15 protein-coding genes are annotated in these 19876 nt (G+C 44.8%); 8 read left to right on the top strand and 7 right to left on the bottom strand.

Annotated features, from left to right (window positions below; all coding sequences use genetic code 11):
• Positions 1 to 68: 68 nt before the first annotated feature.
• The 5 genes from AC5JPO_RS06365 to dapC form a co-directional block, all read right to left on the bottom strand.
• A complete protein-coding gene (locus tag AC5JPO_RS06365; protein ID WP_319051769.1) occupies positions 69 to 554 on the bottom strand; it encodes an ABZJ_00895 family protein in 486 nt (161 codons plus the stop codon).
• Positions 555 to 692: 138 nt separating this feature from the next.
• Complete coding sequence (locus tag AC5JPO_RS06360; protein ID WP_493853560.1) at positions 693 to 2708, bottom strand: D-alanyl-D-alanine carboxypeptidase/D-alanyl-D-alanine-endopeptidase; 2016 nt, start codon at positions 2706 to 2708, stop codon at positions 693 to 695.
• 191 nt (positions 2709 to 2899) lie between these two features.
• The gene (locus AC5JPO_RS06355; protein ID WP_493853559.1) at positions 2900 to 3505 is read right to left on the bottom strand and encodes a 3'-5' exonuclease; all 606 of its coding nucleotides are present in this window, start codon (positions 3503 to 3505) and stop codon (positions 2900 to 2902) included.
• Positions 3506 to 3526: 21 nt separating this feature from the next.
• Positions 3527 to 5479, bottom strand: coding sequence for a DUF294 nucleotidyltransferase-like domain-containing protein (locus tag AC5JPO_RS06350; protein WP_493853558.1), 1953 nt, complete (start codon positions 5477 to 5479; stop codon positions 3527 to 3529).
• A 155-nt stretch (positions 5480 to 5634) separates the two neighbouring features.
• Positions 5635 to 6843, bottom strand: coding sequence for a succinyldiaminopimelate transaminase (gene dapC / locus AC5JPO_RS06345; protein ID WP_493853557.1), 1209 nt, complete (start codon positions 6841 to 6843; stop codon positions 5635 to 5637).
• A 263-nt stretch (positions 6844 to 7106) separates the two neighbouring features.
• Between dapC and AC5JPO_RS06340 the strand changes: the two genes are divergently transcribed.
• Complete coding sequence (locus tag AC5JPO_RS06340; protein WP_319051764.1) at positions 7107 to 7778, top strand: hypothetical protein; 672 nt, start codon at positions 7107 to 7109, stop codon at positions 7776 to 7778.
• 113 nt (positions 7779 to 7891) lie between these two features.
• On the opposite strand, the gene glnD is transcribed toward AC5JPO_RS06340, so the two are convergent.
• Together glnD and map are read right to left on the bottom strand one after the other, a co-directional pair.
• Positions 7892 to 10609 carry a [protein-PII] uridylyltransferase gene (gene glnD / locus AC5JPO_RS06335; protein WP_319051763.1) on the bottom strand — a complete coding sequence of 906 codons (2718 nt, stop codon included), beginning with the start codon at positions 10607 to 10609 and terminating at the stop codon, positions 7892 to 7894.
• Between the two features lie 241 nt (positions 10610 to 10850).
• Positions 10851 to 11642 (bottom strand): type I methionyl aminopeptidase, encoded by a 792-nt coding sequence (gene map, locus AC5JPO_RS06330; protein WP_442967669.1) that lies wholly within the window; start codon positions 11640 to 11642, stop codon positions 10851 to 10853.
• A gap of 299 nt (positions 11643 to 11941) precedes the next feature.
• On the opposite strand from map, the gene AC5JPO_RS06325 reads away from it, so the two are divergent.
• The 7 genes from AC5JPO_RS06325 to AC5JPO_RS06295 all read left to right on the top strand — a co-directional run bounded on the left by AC5JPO_RS06325 (position 11942) and on the right by AC5JPO_RS06295 (position 19693).
• Entirely contained in the window at positions 11942 to 13018 is a 1077-nt protein-coding gene (locus AC5JPO_RS06325; protein ID WP_443527211.1) for an esterase/lipase family protein, read from the top strand.
• Positions 13019 to 13108: 90 nt separating this feature from the next.
• On the top strand, positions 13109 to 14212 hold the full coding sequence (locus AC5JPO_RS06320; protein ID WP_493853556.1) for a lipase secretion chaperone: 1104 nt from the start codon (positions 13109 to 13111) through the stop codon (positions 14210 to 14212).
• A gap of 177 nt (positions 14213 to 14389) precedes the next feature.
• On the top strand, positions 14390 to 14521 hold the full coding sequence (locus AC5JPO_RS06315; protein WP_319051759.1) for a hypothetical protein: 132 nt from the start codon (positions 14390 to 14392) through the stop codon (positions 14519 to 14521).
• 373 nt (positions 14522 to 14894) lie between these two features.
• Positions 14895 to 15383 (top strand): META domain-containing protein, encoded by a 489-nt coding sequence (locus AC5JPO_RS06310; protein ID WP_493853555.1) that lies wholly within the window; start codon positions 14895 to 14897, stop codon positions 15381 to 15383.
• 263 nt (positions 15384 to 15646) lie between these two features.
• Complete coding sequence (locus tag AC5JPO_RS06305; RefSeq protein WP_493853554.1) at positions 15647 to 16651, top strand: Xaa-Pro aminopeptidase; 1005 nt, start codon at positions 15647 to 15649, stop codon at positions 16649 to 16651.
• A gap of 181 nt (positions 16652 to 16832) precedes the next feature.
• Positions 16833 to 17501 carry an OB-fold-containig protein gene (locus AC5JPO_RS06300; RefSeq protein WP_319051756.1) on the top strand — a complete coding sequence of 223 codons (669 nt, stop codon included), beginning with the start codon at positions 16833 to 16835 and terminating at the stop codon, positions 17499 to 17501.
• Positions 17502 to 17617: 116 nt separating this feature from the next.
• Positions 17618 to 19693, top strand: a complete 2076-nt coding sequence (locus AC5JPO_RS06295; protein ID WP_493853553.1) for a hypothetical protein — start codon at positions 17618 to 17620, stop codon at positions 19691 to 19693.
• Positions 19694 to 19876 lie beyond the last annotated feature (183 nt).

Below are 19876 nucleotides of genomic sequence, written 5' to 3'. Positions count from 1 at the left end.
TTAGCCTAACGGATTTTACGTATGAGTAGGGGAAAACTTTGTAGTACCTTGTAGACAGTTGGCTGTGCTTAGGTGTTCTTATGTATAGGGTTCAAAAAATGATTGATCACCCAGATGCTAAGGCGCGCGCTGACCAAAGTGAATACAAACATCATAACTAAGGAAGAGAGTAGTGGTAGCGGACGTGCCATCGCCATCTCAAACAATACCTCACGGCTGACCATATCAAACAACCAAAACCATATTGCCAAAAAATAAATAGCTGTCAATAACCAGACAATAGCGACGCCGCCAAACATGAGGGTATTGATTTCGCCTTTAGCCAAGGCTCGCTGATGATGCTTGATAAATTTGCTCACAGCAATATAGGCGCCGACAATAATAGAGACCACCATCACCAGTTGTGAGTTGAGCGCAAACTGAGTCTGGATCATCATAAATATCGTACTGGCAAGCGTATAGCCAATCGCAAAAAAACCGACATATTGCGCCAGTTTAGGCTGAGTGGTTGCAAGCGCTGGCGACTTATTGAGCGTGGTTGTCTGGCGTGACATAAGCTTACCTTTATAAAATAAAATAGTAGAGATATAGGGATAATACACACAGCAAAGCATCATAGCGCCTGCGTCAAAACACTGAATACGATGAGTGCCTACTTGAGAGCTTGGGATTTACAAAAAACACTATTAGAGTCAGCGCTGAGCGGTCCAGTCAAGCAGCGCATCGAGTACGGGTCTGGCGGTATAAGGGTTGAGCGCTTGCTCGGTATTGATGATACCAACGACCACATAGTCTTGACCTGACACTCCCTTGACATAACCTGCCATCGAGGTGACATTATTTAGTGTGCCTGTCTTTATCCATGCTCGGCCAATCGCTGCCGACTCAGGTAAGCGCTCGCTATGAGCCGCAATCGTGCCACTGACTCCTGCGATACCTAACGAGTCAACGTAAGCGGCAAAGCTTGGGTGATCATAAGCATACGTCAACAGCTCGGCAAGGTTGGCGGCTGTAATAGTACAGCTACGGCACAGTCCTGAGCCATTGGTTAAATAAGGGGACGGTGTGCTCAGATTGGCTTGCCACCAGTGATCAATGGTTTGTAAGGCTGATGAGTAGTCAGTTGTATGAGGTTTACCAAACTGATATAAGCTATCGATCTTTTGGGAATTATCTTGTGCACTTGTTTTTTTGTTGCTTATTAATGTGCTGTTTGAATCAGTGATAAGAGCATCAACAGGCATGGACGGCATTTTTTTTGATTTATCGTACGCCCCTATAGATAGCGCGACTTGCTCAGCCATGACATTGTTTGAGAAGTGGTTGATATCATGGATTTGCTGCGTCAGATTCAAAGAGGGGAAGCTGACTATCGGTAGAGGGGACATCGCAATAGCTGTGAGACTAGATGCCGCTTTTTGGTTTTTTTTATTATGGTAAGGCGTTTCTTGCGAGATGACTTTTCCGCTTAAGGTATTACCTAGTGCTTGCCATTTTGCCGCGACGACATAGGCGGCAAACTCTTTAGCATTAGGGTACGCGACATAAAATACATGCTCACCGCAACGCTCTGGCAGACTGGCATGAAGTGTGAGCTGCTCTGCTTGCCACTGCGGCGCCAGACTATAGCTTGCCTGTCCACAGGAAGCGTCGCGGGTGTTTATCTTATCTGGTAGATTATAGTTTGCCAGTCGCGGTTTATAAACTAGGCTGGTTTGACCATTATCTAAAGGGTAGGTTTTGATACCGATAGTGCTGAAATTCACCAAAAACCCATCGGGGCTTGCGTTATAAGGGCGCAACGGCGAGTTATCAAAGGCAGCAGGATCTTCGCTCACGTTCTTAAATATGGTGCTATCGACAATGATATCGCCATCGATGTGGCGAATACCTGAGGCTTGTACTTTATAAAGCAGTTGTTTCAACCGCTCGTGGGTCATCTTTGGGTCACCACTACCCTGAATGATCAAATCACCATGCAGGCGATCACCGATGACGATACCAGTGTGATAAACCCGTGTGTACCAGACAAAATCCGCTCCTAACGTATCTAAAGCGATAAAACTGGGAACGAGTTTCATAGTGCTGGCAGGAGTACGAGGGATGTCCGACTGATGATCCAATAAGGGCGAAAAAGAAATCTTTATTGAGGTGCTTTCATTGTTGACAGTGCTACCAGTATCAACGGTATCATGAAAGTTAGCAGTGCTACTTGTGTCAGTAGTGCCATTAGTATCATGCGTCAGCTTAGGTGTGTCGTCAGGCAGTACGGTTGGGATGCTCTCTACACTCTGATAAGTATAAGGGTCATCCGTATAGGCATGTATTTTTTGCTCGTGTTGTTCAATAGTGCGCTGCTCTATCATAATCAGTGCGCTCTGCTGGTCAGGACGACTTGCGATATGGCTGGAGTTACTCTTGCCAATAGTCATATCAGGAGCCGTATCTTGAGCTGCTGCCGACTGAGCCAATAGGCTATTAGAATCATTGCTATCGACCACCTGAATAGGAGAGGGCAGATGACTGGTATTCTTGTCACCCACGGGTGTGATGACAATACTGATATCAGAATCTGTGAGATCCGCCCGCGATAAGGCCGATTGAATAGCATCTGGCAGTGCGGCGTACGCGTGAACTGGCGTCACTAGGGCTGCTGACAATAGTGCCAACACAGAGAGGTGTTTAGTCGATTGATTGAACGACAGCATACGATTACAACCCCTGATACATGCTTTGATTTTAGGCGTGATAGATGGGTGGTTATTTCGCTTGGGTATATCGCATTGATCAGGGTATCGCATGAGCAGGTTTCATCAGGTGGTAAAACCGTCTATGGTAACATGAGTTACTGTTTTCGCCCATGCTGTCACAAGCTTAATTTTATCCTCAATGGCAGATGTTAGCGCACATGTAGAAATGCCATTGCCGTCATGATCGCATCGTTATAAGCGTCGTGAGCGCCAAGCTCAGGAATATCATAATGCGCTAGGATACGGGTTAGGTCTTGAGCATGACCAAGAAGGTTTTGGGCCTGACCACTCACACGCCGACTGTGTAAATGGCGCAAGTCGATAACGTCGTTCGGTAGTGCCGTGCCCATATAGCATTTGACCAACGGATTCAAAAACGCCAGGTCTAGCTGTGTGCAAAATCCGACAATCGGTCGATTGCCTATAAAGGGTAACAATAATGCCAACATATCTTCATAGCTCATTCCATGCTCGACATCGGCAGTACGCAGACCATGAATGACAATGGTGTCGCGATTTGGCATCACAGGAGGCCTGCATACCACATGCATACCATCACCTGTGTTGATCGTATTACCATTGATATGTATTGCCGCTACAGATAGCAAATGGTGCTTTTTGGGGTTTATTCCGGTCATTTCACAGTCAATCGCTACCCATTGCTCAGCCAAAGGTGTGGTGAACATGGTTTCTAGCTCTAGGCGCTGTAGCTGCGTCTTTTGCCAAGCGCGAGATAACTGCTGTAGCCAGCTCATATTGATTGCTCATCCATTCATTTATGCTATTTCTAATTGATAATGTTGACGCAGCTGATTTTTAAAGCTTTTTACGACTGCCAGACACTCTTTGAATAAATCACGTTCAAGGGCAGTTAGCGTCATCGGATTGACCTGCCGTGCGCGTTTGTCATCGGTTGATAGTGCCACCGACAAACGCTGCGCCATAAAGAACTCTAAAGCCTCTAGTAATGTACTGGCGCGCTCTTGGCTCAAAACATCAGCCTGTACCAAGGCTTTTAAGCGGTCTTTGCTACTAGGGACATCGAGCACATCGTATTCTATTGCCAAGGCACGGATACCGTGAACCAGTGGAAAGATACCTGCTTTTTTTAGATCAATATCTGCTGATACTGATTTACCGCCTATCAAAGGGACAAACTTTTGCCACCACTGATTGACATCACCAAACTGCAGTGCCGCACGTGCAAACTGACGTACAAACATTGGATCGGCTTGTCTATGAGCAAGTTTTAAATGCTGACGCACCTGTGTGAGCAGGGTCTCATCACCGCAGACGTATTCTCCATCTAGTATGGCAGACAAGTAAATAGCATGCATCGGGTCAGTGTTTCTAAACCATAAGCCAATTTGTGCGGTAAACGGTTTGAGGGGTTGCCGCCACATGGGGTTAGTCATCATGATATTGCCATCGCACAGCGGATAACCGAGTGTTGCTAAGTGGGTATTGAACGTCTCGGCAAACTGCGCCAAATCAGGATGCGTATAGTCATCACGAATGATGAGTGCATTGTCTTGATCGGTACGCATGATTTGCTCACCGCGACCTTCTGAACCCATGACGATGAGGCAAGTGTTGCGTATGACCTCATCAGGTACGATCATCTGCCACAGCTTGGTAAATACTTGTGCATTCAAAGTCTGCACCATACGGCTGATATTACCGATTTTTACGCCGTTTTGATGCTGAGCACGAATATAGCGCCCGATGAGTTCGACTGCCGTATCTAGGCTCGATAGATCAGTTGCTTGCTCTATTTGAATACTGATGAGCTGTGAATGATGACCAATATGAGCCAGCATATCACTTTGCCCCAGTACACCAATGACACTACCATTACCATCAATTACTGGCAGTCTATGAATGCGGTAGCGGGTCATGGTGAGTAGTGCGTCACCAATTTCGTCAGTGGCTTTGATGGTACGTAGTTTAAAATTAGTATAGCGCTGGCAAAGAGTTTTGGCAGGATCTTGTCTGTCACTGATGGCACGGCAAATATCAGTATCAGTGAGAATACCTAGCACGAGCGGCATTTCGCCTTCGGTCCCTGATATATTTTCCATATGTTCAAGCGGTCGTACCAGCACATGCTTTAGCCCAGCTTGGGTCATGATACGCGCAGCGTCATATAAGCTGCTATTGGCATCGACGATATGTACGGGTAATAGATGAACCTCTCTCACCGGTTGTAGCATAATTTGCTGTACTTCTTGTTGATTGGTATAGCGGGTAGGATCTCGTGCTTTATGGTTGCTACGGCGCTGCTGCAAGGCTTTTAGTCGTTCTGGTAATTTGTCTGATAGCATTTGTCGTACCAGATGATTTTGTGCGCTGATCTTATCGACGGTGGTGCCATTAACTTGCAGCAGCAAGGTCTCTTCATTGGCTCGAAATTGATACGATTGTGCAGGCGTGTCTGTAGTTTTTTGTAGGCTACTTTCGATGAGCGACTCGGGCAAACGCCGGCTATCAAACCAATCGTTGTTGTTCGGATCATCAGAGTGGTTGCTCCCTAGATAGGAGGCGACAAACTCACCACCCAGTGATTGCTCAATCTGTCCTTTAATGACCACATACAGATATTGCATATCTTCTATCGGCAAGCTTTCATTTTTAGCAAGGTAGCGGATTTGGGTATTTTTTCTGATGCTTTGACGCTCAGCTAAGCTCAATACGTCAAAGGGCGGCTGGGTAAAATCAAGATGGGGCATGGCATCATCCTTGATGGCATATTCTGCAATATAGCTTTTACTATAGCACTATTACTACAAAACCCTTAATGCAAAAAGCCTCTAACAACCCTATTTATATTAAGGTTGTTAGAGGCTGTTGTACTATCTAAATTTCCAGCTTTCTAAGTAGCTGCCTATGCTCCTAGTAATTTGCGAATACGATGTATCGCTTCGCGGCTTTCATCGACACTAGCAACGAGCGCAACACGGACAAACCCTTGTCCAGGATTGTTACCATCGATCTCGCGCGATAGATAGCGTCCTGCCAACGCGTGAATATTAGCCTGTTCATATAGGGCTTTGACGAACACTTCATCATCACCATCGAACTGCTCAGGCACTTTTATCCAAAAATAAAAACCAGCATCTGGCATCCGTAGCTCTAGCAGCTGACCCAGCTCAGACATCCATAGCGCAAACTTCTCTTGATACAGGGCACGGTTGTGTGCCACATGCTTCTCGTCTTGCCATGCTGCAATAGAGGCAAGCTGATGTGGTATCGGCATCGCACAGCCTTGATAAGTACGATACTGCAAATACGCCTGCAAGATCTTGGCATCACCTGCCACAAAGCCAGAGCGTAGACCAGGTAAATTTGAGCGCTTAGATAAAGAATGAAAGACAACGCAGTTTTTGAAGTCACGTCGACCGAGCGCTGCGCAAGCCTGCAATAGTCCGATAGGAGCGGTGTCAAAATACAGCTCGCTATAGCATTCATCACTAGCAATGATAAAACCGTATTGATCCGATAGGCGAATAAGGTACTCCCAATCCTCCATAGTCATAACCGAGCCGGTTGGGTTATTCGGACTACAAACAAATAGAAGCTGCGTATGTGCCCATACCTCTTGTGGTACAGCGCGATAGTCACCTTTAAAATCATTGTCCAATGTACAGGGGACAAAGTAAGGTGTCGCTTGTGCCAGTATGGCTGCGCCCTCGTATATTTGATAGAACGGGTTGGGCATGACAACGGTCGGTGACATTGCAGGTTCACCTGTATCTTGATCGACAACGGCCTGTACAAAGCTAAATATCGCTTCACGAGTCCCCATTACAGGCAGTACTTGAGTATTGGCATCGACATGATTAAGAAAAAACCGCTTCTCTAACCAATGTGCAATCGTCTGACGCAACTCAAACATACCGTTCGTGGTCGGATAACGACTTATTTTGTCCAGGTTTTCTCTTAGTACGTCCAGCACAAACGCAGGCGGCTTATGTTTTGGCTCGCCAATACCCAGTTTGATTTTACTGTAACCGTTAGCGGGCTTGCTATCAGCCAACAACGTTGCCATCTTTGCAAATGGATAAGGGTGCAGATTCTCTAAGTTGTGATTCATATGTTTGGTAACTATAATAGACAATTAATAATAAAGTTATAAAGAAAGTTTACATAAGAGCAGTGTAGCACTTCTCTTATTTTTTGTCTTTTTTGTTCTTATACCGCGCGTGCGAATTCATGATGTCTGATGCTTAGGGCTGCTTCTATGACAGCCTATATTACAATACCCAATCCATCAAATCGCTTTACGGTTAATATCTTATAACAATATAGAAGATGGCTACCAGCATAAGAGGTAGATCATTTTGAGGATGATTTGATATGTCTAGTGTGCTAAATAACGATGATCTCATCGCTAAAGATATCAAGAATAAAAATCTTAATACCGACTTAAAGTCTGCCGATTTATACCAGTTACTAAAAGAGCGTGAACAGTGCTGGTGGCAAGTCAAAGAACAACTGATTGAACGTCAAGAAAAAAAAGTGTTTTGGTTTGGCGAAAACAGCCTGATCATGTGGCTAGTGTGGCAACTGGTCGGTTATGTGGTCGTAGCCATGGCACTGATGCTGCTCAATAATATGCTAAATATATCGCTAACCTCATGGCAATATATTTCGTTGTTTGTACTACAGAGCATACTCTATATCAGTGCTTTTGCTGCCAAAGGTCGCTTAGAAAATAAACTACAACGCAAAATAGATAAAGATGAGCTCATGAGCGAAGAGATGCTCAACGAGATGGTTATTTTGGCAGAAGACAGCCTTTATCCTGACGTGCATGCCAAAGCACCTATCTCTTTAGCGCAGTTAGATGACTACCTCAAAGGACAGTTTCATTTAGCAAGCTTACAATGTTTGCTACAAAAAGAAATCAGCGCAGGACGTCTAATAATGACTCAAACAGCGCTTGAATTGGGCGTACTGCCACCTGATCTTGCTGACGCTGAACTGCATGAACATGCAGATAATATAATATATAAGAGCACGCTATAAAGCGTGCCCTTAATCCTATTGGCTATGACGTCAGCCATATCAGTCATGCCAGTTAGTGGTTGACCGACTAATAGCCATTATCCATGGTAGTTATATGTCCAGTAGCGGTAACGCTAGTAGCTATAGACCACGTTATCTTCTCTTTTGGTTGTTAGACTGGCTAATAATGCTGACTTTAACGCTTCAAGCCTATCGGCAGATAGTGGTTTATCGTTTTGGTCACTGATATAAAACATATCTTCTGCACGCTCACCTAGGGTAGTAATACGCGCCGCATGAACTTCGATTTGCTCCTGCAAAAACATCTGTCCAACTCGAGTCAATAGTCCTGGCTGGTCCAGTGTCTCGAGACTCATGATGTGTTGGTTCGATGCTTCGTTGAATTCAAAGCTAATAACTGTCTCAACCTCAAAATGTCGCAGCTGACGCGGCATACGTTTGTTTGCCAGCTTCAGAACGGTAGGATCTTTAAATGCATCAATCAAGCGTTGTTTAAGCTCTTGCTGACTGTCTTGATCCACCAACAGCGTACCGCTAGGATCTAGCAGCACATAAGAGTCTAGGGCAAAATCGCGGGTAGCAGTAATAATACGGGCATCTAATACATCGAGATTCATCTGATCAAAAACAGCCATGGTAACGGCAAACAGATTAATCTGATCTTGGGTATAGACGAAGACCTGTACCGCATCGAGTGCCAGCTCACGATGCTCACGCAAGACCACCAGTGGCGGACTATCCGCATTAGAAGCAAGACCAATCGGTGGATGGTTCAAGATAGCTTCAGTGTGCCACAAAATATCCTCTGCAATTTCTCGCAAGAAGTACTCATCGCCCAGATCATCCCATAAACGCAATACTTCATCGCGGTTCATATGCTGATTGTTGACGTTGTCTAGCATCGTTAGCGCTTGTGTGCGTGTGGCGCTAATCATGTCTTGGCGGTTGGTCGGCGCATCGATATCAGCGCGCAAAATGCGCCGAGTCTGTGAGTACAGCTGTTTCATGAGTGTCGCCCGCCAGCTGTTCCATAGCTGTGGATTGGTCGCGTTCATATCTGCTACTGTCAGTACATACAGATGGTTTAGGTGTGTGACGTTGCCAATAAGATCTGAAAAGATGGTCACAACTTCAGGGTCTGAGATGTCTTTTTTCTGGGCAGTGATCGACATTAACAAATGATAGCGAGTCAGCCAACCCACCAAGTTAGCATCTGCCAGACTCATCCCATGCGATAAACAAAACTCAATCGATTCAGTTTGACCAAGCTCACTATGATCGCCGCCGCGACCTTTGGCAATATCATGGAACATCGCCGCGAGTACCAATATCTCTTTGCGTTCGATACGCTGAAAGATCGCACTGACCAGCGGAAAATCCTCAGAGAACATTGGATCGGTAAAGCGATGCAAAATTCGAATCAAAAATAAAGTATGTGCATCTACCGTATAACGATGGAACAAGTCATATTGCATGAGACCTGTGACTTGAGCAAAAGCAGGAATATAGTTGCCTAATACCCCATAACGATTCATGGTACGCAGACGATGGAACAGATAGTTTTGCTCTTTTAAGTTAGATAAGAACAGCGCCTTATGAGCGGGGTTGTCTCGATAAACTTGATCAATACCTCGGGCGGCAATTTTTAGAGCACGTAACGTATGGGTGCGAACCTTGTCGATACCATGCTGACCCATCAATAAAAACATCTCTAGAATAGACTCAGGATGCTGGGCGAAAACGCGATGATGCGCTATAGCGATTTGATTACCAATACGGTTAAATCTAGCATTGATTGGCTGCTTTTTTGGACGTTCATCATCAGGCAGCTGAGGTTCTATGATGGTCTCATAATAATGACTGGTGAGCATCTCAGACAGCGTGGATATCTGCATAGCACAGCGATAATAGTCGCGCATAAAGCGTTCGACGGCAGCATTGGGCTGATCGTCTGGTTGGGTCTCGTAACCCATCAGCTGCGCAATCTCACGCTGATAATCAAACAATAACTTATTTTCGTTGCGACCTGTCAATACATGTAAGTAGTGACGTATCTGCCATAAATAGCCTTCTGCAAAATTAAGCTCATCAAACTCTTTTTCAGTCAAAAAGTTCTGCTGTACCAAATCATAGAGCTTACTTACTCGAAAGTAGCGCTTGGTGACCCAGCCAATAATATGAATATCACGTAGACCGCCGGGCGCTGTTTTGATATTTGGCTCAAGGTTATACTCGGTAGAGTTGTGCTGTAGATAGCGCGCTTTAGTTTCTTCCATTTTTGCATCAAAAAAAGCGCGAGGAGACCATTGTTTATTCACAATTTGGATCGGCATATCTTGCAACGATTCGTTGCCGATAAGCAGTCGGGCTTCTAGCTGGGCACTAGCAATAGTATGATCAAGCGCGGCTTCTAGAGCATCACTGACACTACGTACAGAAAGCGCAGGCTCTAACCTAATATCCCACAGCAACGCAACTAGCTTATCGATCTTGCTACTGGCATCAGCGTCTATTTCGTCAGGAGATAGTAGCAAAATATCAATATCTGAATATAGAGATAACTCACCGCGTCCATAGCCACCAGTCGCAAAAAACGCCAAATCAGTTTTGTCTAGCTCAAACCACTTGAACAAAGCGACGAGTAAACTATCGATAGCGCAAGCACGTGCACCAACCAACTGACGGATATTGGTGCCACGTTCGAGTTCGCGACTGATATCCTCGTTGACTTGTGCTAACCATTCAGGAATCCCAAGCAGTGGTTTGTCGGTAGCGTTAGCTAGTAGTGGGAGAGGCGTGAGATCAATAGAAGCGCCATCGCAATTAAACATGAGCGTTATCCAATTAAGAGTTTATAAGTCAATCTATCAAGCTAATCTATGAAGTTGGCATGTCTGGTCAATCAACACACTGCTTGCTGGCAAAAGCCATCAATAAAAAGGGTTAGGTCATTAGAGTATAAAGATAAAAACCCTGTCAGCACAATACTCAATATCGCTTAGCTAAAGATGTCCTAACTATAGACCAAAAAATGAGCCAAAAAAAAGACCGCCTAGGCGATCTTTTATTGTCTTACTGTGTCAAAAAGCTTAAATCTTCTTCAGGGCGTGTCGTAAAGACTTCACAGCCATTGTCTGTCACGACCATAGTGTGCTCCCACTGAGCAGATAGCTTACGATCTTTGGTAATGGCGGTCCATTCATCTGGTAAAATCTTAGTCTGCCATGTCCCTTGATTGATCATAGGCTCAATGGTAAAGGTCATACCGGTTTTTAGCTCAAAACCAGTGCCTTTTTTGCCATAATGCATAACCTGCGGTTCATGATGGAACTCATTACTGATACCGTGACCACAGAACTCACGCACGATACTAAAGCGCTCAGGTTCTACCACTGCTTGAATTGCAGCGCCAACATCGCCTAAACGCGCGCCATTTTTGACCACACTCATACCAGCATATAGGGCATCTTGTGCCACTTTGCAAATACGCTGCGCCATGATAGAGCCGTTACCAACGATCCACATTTTTGAAGTGTCGCCATAATAGCCATCTTTAATAACAGTCACATCAATGTTGATGATGTCACCGTCTTTTAGTAGCTTGCTTTCAGTTGGAATACCGTGGCAGACCACGTGATTGACTGAAGTACAAATGGATTTTGGAAATCCATTATAGTTAAGCGGTGCAGGGATAGCCTGCTGTACATTAACAATATAGTCATGAGCGATTTGGTTCAATGCCTCGGTACTGACGCCAACTTTGACGTGCTCATCAAGCATCACCAGAACATCACTAGCGAGTTTGCCAGCCACGCGCATTTTTTCTATGGCATCAGCCGACTGGATAAGGTTTTTTTTAGTCATCATCATCTATCTTATAATTATGGGTTTCATGTGAACTAATTATACCATAAATGGAAGAACGTCAGTTCTAGGTTAAATGATAGTCAACCTATCATTATGATTGATAATAATTGCTTTACAGCCTATAAAAACTGAACATGACCCCGTAGTCACATTAATATATTCATATTCTGATAATTTAGTTGAATCTTACAGAAGATATCAGTAATGTAACTTTGCCTGCTAAAGGGATTAGCAGCAATCTTTATCGCTTTTGTGCGGTACAGATAACTAAAATCAACGATAACAAGGATGTTGTTATGACACTCTCTTCATACGTTCGTGCCGCCATCACACCAAAAGCTTTTTTGCCAATACTGGGTTCAATCGGTACTGGTGTCTTATTAATGACACTACAAACCACATCAGCCCAAGCAGCAGGTCAGTACTATAATTGTGCCAATGCCAATGGTTGTAAGCTGGTTGACAGTAGGTACTTCACATCTAGCTATACCAAAACCAAATACCCAGTCGTTATGGCTCATGGACTTGGCGGGTTCACCCAGTTATTTGGGGTTATCGATTACTTCAACGGCATCCCTACAGAGTTGATGAAGGGTGGCTCAGAGGTATATACCACCAAGACGTCAGCCGTCAATAACAGTGAGATTCGCGGAGAGCAGCTGCTACAACAAGTCAAAACCATCGCCGCAATTTCAGGCGATCCTAAAGTCAATTTGTTTGGGCATAGTCAAGGCGGTATAGATATTCGTTATGTCGCTGGCGTCGCACCAAAGTACGTCGCATCAGTTACAGCAGTGTCGAGCCCAGAGCAAGGATCAAAAACAGCCGATTTTGTCAAAAACGTCCTCGAACCAAATAACAATACTGGTACGCCATCGAACATCACCACAGAGTTAGTATCAGGCGTCTTTAATTTGATTGGTGGTTTTGCAGATGTTGGTTCAGGTATCAGTTTTAAAGAGATACAAGAGCAAGATGGCTGGCAAGCACTCATGGCGTTATCAACTGACGGTGCTGCACGCTTCAATGCTAAATTCCCTGCAGCCATGCCAAGAAACTATTGTGGTCAGCCTACCAGTACTGCGGTCAATGGGATCAAATACTACTCATTTAGCGGTGTTGGACAAATCACAAGCGCACTTGATCCTAGCGATTATCTATTGGCCGCGACAGGTGTACCGTTTGCAGGTGAGTCTAATGATGGGTTGGTATCTGCCTGTTCGAGTCGTCTTGGTTATGTGATTCGTGATAACTATAGAATGAACCATTTGGATTCAGCTGATCAGGTGCTAGGTCTGACAGCATGGGGTGATTCTGAACCAAAATCTATCTACCGTACTCAGGTCAATCGTCTCAAAAACGCTAACCTTTAAGAGCGTAAGGTTTTAAAACGCAGGATTTTAAAAACGCAAGATTTTAAAAACATAAGCCCTAAAGCTGACTAGTAAAAAGAACCCTCATCTATGTCGAATAATCGCCGCCCAGCCTATTTACCCATCGCTATAATCGCCGCGGTCATCATAGCGCTAACTGCGGTGGTGATTATGTGGTTCAAGCCTGATAATAACCAGACAAGCTCAGCTCAAACGATGGCATCTGTTGATGATAGTGAATATAACGAGTCAATCTCAACTGAGTTGGCTACTGGACAAGTTATGGAAGCGACAACCTCCCAAAACCAGTCTGCATTTGTCACTGGATTAGAGCGTCTGCCACGATCACTAAAGGGCACACAAATCGATGGCGAAATCATCATTGATGAAAACAAGAAATTGGTCGTTACAGAAGGGCTGCGGCGTTTATTCGATTATTTTTTATCCGCACTTGGTGAGGAGGACGAAACAGTTATCATCGCACGTGTTGAGAGTTATATCCGTCACCACACGCCAGAACCTGCTGCCAGCCAAGCAGTTGCTATATTTAACAAGTATGTCGCCTATCTAAAGGCACTGCCAGAGATAGAAAAGCGTTACGGTAATCTACAGCTACAAGCGACCAAAAGTGGCGAGCTGGACTTGAATGCAGTCGCTCAACAACAGCAAGACGTGGCCAGCTTACGTCAGCAATATTTTGACAAAGCGACCATTACGGCGTTCTTCGGTGCTGCAGATGATTATGATGACTATAGTGTAGAAATGGTCAGAATCAATCAAAACCAGCAAATGAGCGACGCTCAAAAGCAAGCCGCTAGGCAAGACTATGTCAGTCGCTTGCCAGACAATGCCACCAAAACCAATATCCAGCAGCAAGCCAATCTTGGTGAGCTGATGGCTCGTACCGAACAAATGAAAGCGCGCGGTGCAACACCCGAAGCCTTATACGATATGCGTCGAGAGCTCGTCGGCGCACCAGCGGCAGAGAGACTGGCACAAGTTGATCTAGAAGACGCCAACTTTGACCAGCGTTTCAACCAGTATGAGACGCAAAAACAGCGCTTATTAAGTCAAAGTGCAGATCAAAGCCAAGCAAAAATTCAGATAGAACAACTTGAGCAGCAGTTGTTTGACGATGCTGAACGCAAGCGTTTATCAGGGTATGCTGCTCTACAAGAAATGAAGGCGCAGTAAGCTTATTTCATTAACATTAATTAACTTACAGCAATGTAAGAGATGGGTATGCTAAAAGTGTGAATAAGCTATGGTCTCTGGGAGAAGTACGGCCCAATATCTGTAGTTTAATACAATGATAGTTATACTTCACTTGAACCAACCATAACGGTATATTAAAACTATTTAGGAGCTCATATGAAAAACATGACCAAAGCATTGATGACAGGTATTGTAATGGTAACGGTACTCGTCGGTTGCCAATCTATGTCGAGCATGACAGCACCTGCTACTGACCAGCCAGAGATTACAGGTACAGATGTGATCTAAAATGATAACTGATATGCTGACTAAACCCTCTTTAGATGTTTCATTTGAGGCAGTAGGGAATGACAGCAATCACTAGTATCTAACAACAATATATGAAACACCTCACTATATAGTGGGGTGTTTTTGTATAAACACTCATCGAGCAAATCTGCTTTATCACTTGTTAGAATAGCATCCAGACGACTATAGGATTTAATCCATGAGTTTTAAATATAACACCCAGTTTATAATGACAGCCGATAATGAGTCAGGATAAACGTAGTTATTCTTTAATACAGGAAATAACACAATCAATCATAATAAAACTAAAATTTTGGCTAAGCTTATTGGGGCTTATAACAAGAGTTTTCGGTTCAATATGTAAGGAGAAGAAATGAATAACCTGATGAAAGTAATGATAGTCGCTACTTTTGCCACTGGGGCGCTTGCTGCTGGTTGCCAGACAACTGCTAATCTGCCTGCGCCAAGCAGTCAGGCAGTTACCAACGATGCCTTACAAGCTTACGCTTGGCAGCTGGTTGACGCCAAAGAGAGCAATGGTGAGCAAGTATCGCAACTGTTCTTTGATCCAGCAAAACCTCTGACCTTAAGTTTTATGAACGATGAGGGCAGAGACTACGTAGCATTCATGAATACCTGCAACAACATGAGCGCAGGTTATAGCGTTATAAATGGTGATGTGCAGATCAAAAACGGTATCAGTACTTTGATGGCCTGTCCTGAGCCGCAAGCCAGTTTTGATACCGCAGCATTAGCCACAGTACAAGGCAAGTACAGCCTCAGTAAAAATGCCAATAATCTACCTATCTTAACGATCAAAAGTGAGAATCAAGTAGCTCACTTCAAAGCGGTCTCAAAATAGGTTTGCCATTTGTTGAGATGAGCACGTATTAAGCGTAAACAGACTAATAGACAAACAGACGAGTTAAACTTCGTAGAGCCCCACTAACTAGTGGGGCTTTTTTTCGTCCAAAGTTTGTCGAATTTTGCGCTACACTAGCGTAATGCTCCTGCAATAAACTTAATTTTTAAAAAAGCAGCTACGGATTTAAATATCAGAGCAGTGATGCTTAATTTTAGCTATTTACCGTGCTTTTTCCCTCAGACGTTATTGGATACTACATTATGCTCAAAATCCACATGTCAGAACTCAAGTTGCCAAGAGTGACAGTGAGAGGTGTCACTACGCTCGCTATCGTTGCGGCGCTGACAGGCTGTCAGACATTGCCTGATATTCAAACCAAAAAACCGATCAGTACCGTCGACAGCAATCCGCTGACTGCGCGTATGCCTACCATTGATCGTCAAGGGTATATTGCTTACGTAGAGGAGCAAGGGCTTGGAGCGGCTAAAGTATCGACACTCTATAGTATCCGTCCTGATGGTAGTGATCGTCAGCTCATTGATCAACTGCGCGGCTATATCTATGCACCAGCATGGTCAGCCGATGGGCAATTACTTGCTTATAGCAAACAAGCTGCACGTGAACATCCCAAGATCTATATATATGATCGTCGTAGCAAGACGCGCAATCTAGTCGTCAATGCTGAAGGCAGTAACATGTCAGCGTCATTCTCACCGGATGGTCAGCATTTACTCTACAGCTCGACCGTCGGCGGCAATGCTGATATCTATGAGATGCAACTGAGCGATGGCAAGACGCGTCAGCTAACAACCTTGCCGAGTACTGAGGTTCAGCCAAGTTATGCAGCAGATGGCAAGAGCTTTGTATATACCAGTGATAAAGTCCGGGCTGGACGCCCACGTATCTATCGCTACAACTTTGCAACCAGTAGTGCCACGCCTGTACCGACCAGCGGTTATGTCGCCAGTCCACAGCTCAGCTCAGACGGTCAACGGATGGCTTACCTTAATGGCCGTAAAGCCGCTGTTATGACGCTGACAACTGGACAAGTATCCAATCTGGCAGAAACTGGACTTGATGAACCTGCTCGTCTGTCTCCTTCTGGAAACTATGCGGTTTATCCTACACGCTACTCAAAAATCAGTGGGCAAATCGGCGGTAAGAATGGGGGAGATCTGGTGATTCATTCGCTCTCAGGGAATACAAGCTACGCCATTAATAGTCAAGATGGTGGCGTCGTGCGCTCACCGATATGGGGACGTTAGTAACAATTCCTATATATTATGTAATGAAATGTATATATAATTATGAATAAGAAAATATAAGTTGATTCTGAAGGGTTTAAACAAATAGCGTCAGGTCGGTTAAGCGTTATCCGCATCGTACTAAGCGCTGCACTGAACGATTAGCGTATCAGACTAGGTGGGTAAAGGGAGAGCAGGTGTCATGCAAGAAGCGTTTTTAGTATTTGTTACTAAGATCAGTTTGTATCCCACGATTATTTTTACTGGGCTTGTGATGTTTGTCACCTTGTATTGGGTTGTGTCTTTGCTTGGCATGGCAGATATGGACACTGTCGATCTGGTTGATGTAAGTGGTGAGTCAGGCAGCGATACTGATATCGCCAACTTGTCATCGACTGGTTTTTTCACAGGTCTCATGCTCAAATTTGGTCTTTATGGTGTTCCGTTGATCATCATACTCAGTCTCGTTAGCTTGATAGGGTGGCTACTCAGCTACTTATATACCAGCTTTTTACATCAGTATCTTGATTCGGGTGCGCTGTATTATTTATTCGGTACAGGGGCACTTGTCTTTGTCTTGGTTGTATCGATGTGGTTGACAGGCATTATTATTTCCCCTATCCGCAAAAATATAGCCAAAATTCCCAAACGTAATTCGTCTAGTAACGTGGGTAGAGTCGCTGTAGTGCGTACGCTCAGTGTGACGGACAAACATGGCGAGGCGACACTCAATGATGGCGGTGCTGGACTGATACTCAAGATTCGATCAGACATGAACGACCATCAACTAAAACAAGGCGATAAAGTCGTGCTGGTAGAGTATTTAGATAGCACCAACACCTACCGAGTGACTCCTGTTGAAGACAAATAAAGCTCATCAATGATATTGCTCAGTGGATGATGGCTCAATAACATAAAAAATAAGTATTTAGTAAATATAGCAAGAGTTTTAAATTCGCTTGGAATGTTTTAATTAAAGGAATGAATATGGACATACTCATTATCGTCGGCGTGGTTGTGGTGCTGGCGTTTGTTTTTATGATGGTCGCACTTTTGATGCTCAAAGCCTTTTACTTCAAGGTTGAGCAGGGCAAAGCACTCATTATCAACGGTGTGAGTAAAATAGCCGTACGCTTTGATGGCGGCTTTGTGTGGCCAGTAATCAACAAAAAAGAGCTGATGAGAATCTCGCTCATCACGCTAGAGGTTGATAGACGTGGTAAAGAAGGTTTGATTTGTGCGGATAATATGCGTGCTGATATCACAGTCGCATTCTATCTACGTGTCAATGAAACCGAAGAGGATGTACTCAAAGTCGCCAAGTCCGTCGGTGTTGAGAGAGCCTCCGATAAAGTCGCGGTCAATGAGCTGTTTAACGCTAAGTTTTCAGAAGCACTAAAAACCGTCGGTAAGCAGATTGATTTTGTCAAACTGTTCGAAAACCGCAGCGAGTTCCGCGACAGTATTGTCCAAGAAATCGGTAACGATCTCAATGGTTATGTCCTAGAGGATGTGGCGATTGATTATCTGGAACAAACACCAAAAGTATCACTAGACTCAAGCAACATCCTAGATGCTGAAGGTATCAAGAAGATCACTCAGCTAACAGCGTTCCAAAACGTCATTACCAATGAGCTTGAGCGTGACGAAGAGCTGGCCGTTAAGAAAAAGAATGTCGAAACCCGAGAAGCGATGCTAGAGTTGGAGCGTCAACAAGCCGATGCCGAAGCCAAGCAAAAGCGTGAAATCTCATCAGTGATTGCCCGTGAAACGGCCGAAACTCGCAAGATTGAAGAAGAAGAGCGCAAAAAATCAGAAACTGCCATCATTATGGTGGAGCAAGATTTGGCGATTCAGCGTGAAAATCAGCAACGTGAAATCGAAGTGGCGGGTCAAAATCGCCTGCGTGCCGTAGTCATTGAAGAAGAAAAAGTCACGCGTGCTCGCGATTTAGAAATTGTCTCGCGTGAGCGCGAAGTAGACTTGCAGCGTATCGAAGCCGAGCGCGCGATTGAGCTTGAGAAAAAAGAAATCGCCAACGTCATTCGTGAGCGCATCGCGGTGGACAAAACTGTGGCGCAAGAAGAAGAGCGTATCAAAGAAGTTCGCGAAGTCAGCGAAGCGGATCGCTCTAAGCAAACGCGCGTACTGGCTGCCGAAGCAGATGCTGAAGAGCTCAAAGTGCGTCAGGTGAAAAAAGCCGAAGCAGAAGAGCTGTCTGCCAAGCATAAAGCTGTCGAAATTACCACGCTTGCCAATGCCAATCTGGAAGCCTCTGCAAAAGATGCGGACGCCAAAATCAAGATGGCGGAAGGTATTAAAGCAGAAGAGTCAGCGCACGGCTTTGCTGAAGCAGCGATTCAAGAAGCCAAGTCAGTGTCGCTTGAAAAAGAAGGCATTGCGAGAGCCAATGTCATCAAAGCTACAGGGCAGGCTCAGGCTCAAACAGACCGTGAAAAAGGCATGGCTGAAGCCGAAGTTATTGCTGCTCGCGGTGCCTCTAAAGCAAAAGCGGAGCGTGACATCGGTATGGTCGATGCAGAGATTGTTGCTGCTCGCGGTGAATCTAATGCTAAAGCCGAGCGTGATGTCGGCATGGCCAATGCTGAGGTTATCGCTGCTCGCGGCGAGTCCAATGCCAAGGCAGAGCGTGACGTTGGACTAGCAAAAGCCGAAGTCACTCGCGCACACTTCCAAGCCGAAGCCGATGGTCTGGTCGAGAAGTTTAATGCTATGGGCAGCATGAGTAAGGAAGCACGTGAGCACGAAGAGTTCCGCATGGGACTTGAGACTGCGCTACAAGAAGCCATGGCTTCTATCGAGGCGGGTAAAGAGATTGCCAAAGAAAACGCCGAAGTATTGGCAGTGGCGCTCCAAAAAGCCAAAATCGATATCGTTGGCGGTGAAGCGCACTTCTTTGACAACTTTGCCAAATCATTGTCGATCGGTAAAGCCATTGATGGTTTAGCGGGTAAGTCAGACACGTTAAGCGGTATTATCAATGGGGTCATGGCCAACCAAGCGATGAAAGCCAATCAGTCAAATGATGACAAAACTGCTTAAATGATGTGCGATTGGTATGAATATTAGTCGTTATAAACGCTCTGTTATCTAGATAGCAGAGCGCTTTAACCAACGCATTTTCAACGCTTACGCTGAAAATGAGTTGGCTAATCTAAACAAACCCATATTGACCGTTCTTTTAGATTAGCCACGTGCTTCTTTACTTTTAATACTGTTTTATCT

It is taken from the genome of Psychrobacter sp. H25, assembly GCF_059076335.1.
The sequence above is the reverse complement of the archived record's forward strand: the minus strand, read 5'-3'. Positions and strand labels throughout refer to the sequence as shown.

Coding starts and splice junctions, on each gene's coding strand:
- AC5JPO_RS06365 (WP_319051769.1), bottom strand. CDS start 554: ATGTCACGCCAGACAACCACGCTCAATAAGTCGCCAGCGCTTGCAACC.
- AC5JPO_RS06360 (WP_493853560.1), bottom strand. CDS start 2,708: ATGCTGTCGTTCAATCAATCGACTAAACACCTCTCTGTGTTGGCACTA.
- AC5JPO_RS06355 (WP_493853559.1), bottom strand. CDS start 3,505: ATGAGCTGGCTACAGCAGTTATCTCGCGCTTGGCAAAAGACGCAGCTA.
- AC5JPO_RS06350 (WP_493853558.1), bottom strand. CDS start 5,479: ATGCCCCATCTTGATTTTACCCAGCCGCCCTTTGACGTATTGAGCTTA.
- dapC (WP_493853557.1), bottom strand. CDS start 6,843: ATGAATCACAACTTAGAGAATCTGCACCCTTATCCATTTGCAAAGATG.
- AC5JPO_RS06340 (WP_319051764.1), top strand. CDS start 7,107: ATGTCTAGTGTGCTAAATAACGATGATCTCATCGCTAAAGATATCAAG.
- glnD (WP_319051763.1), bottom strand. CDS start 10,609: ATGTTTAATTGCGATGGCGCTTCTATTGATCTCACGCCTCTCCCACTA.
- map (WP_442967669.1), bottom strand. CDS start 11,642: ATGACTAAAAAAAACCTTATCCAGTCGGCTGATGCCATAGAAAAAATG.
- AC5JPO_RS06325 (WP_443527211.1), top strand. CDS start 11,942: ATGACACTCTCTTCATACGTTCGTGCCGCCATCACACCAAAAGCTTTT.
- AC5JPO_RS06320 (WP_493853556.1), top strand. CDS start 13,109: ATGTCGAATAATCGCCGCCCAGCCTATTTACCCATCGCTATAATCGCC.
- AC5JPO_RS06315 (WP_319051759.1), top strand. CDS start 14,390: ATGAAAAACATGACCAAAGCATTGATGACAGGTATTGTAATGGTAACG.
- AC5JPO_RS06310 (WP_493853555.1), top strand. CDS start 14,895: ATGAATAACCTGATGAAAGTAATGATAGTCGCTACTTTTGCCACTGGG.
- AC5JPO_RS06305 (WP_493853554.1), top strand. CDS start 15,647: ATGCTCAAAATCCACATGTCAGAACTCAAGTTGCCAAGAGTGACAGTG.
- AC5JPO_RS06300 (WP_319051756.1), top strand. CDS start 16,833: ATGCAAGAAGCGTTTTTAGTATTTGTTACTAAGATCAGTTTGTATCCC.
- AC5JPO_RS06295 (WP_493853553.1), top strand. CDS start 17,618: ATGGACATACTCATTATCGTCGGCGTGGTTGTGGTGCTGGCGTTTGTT.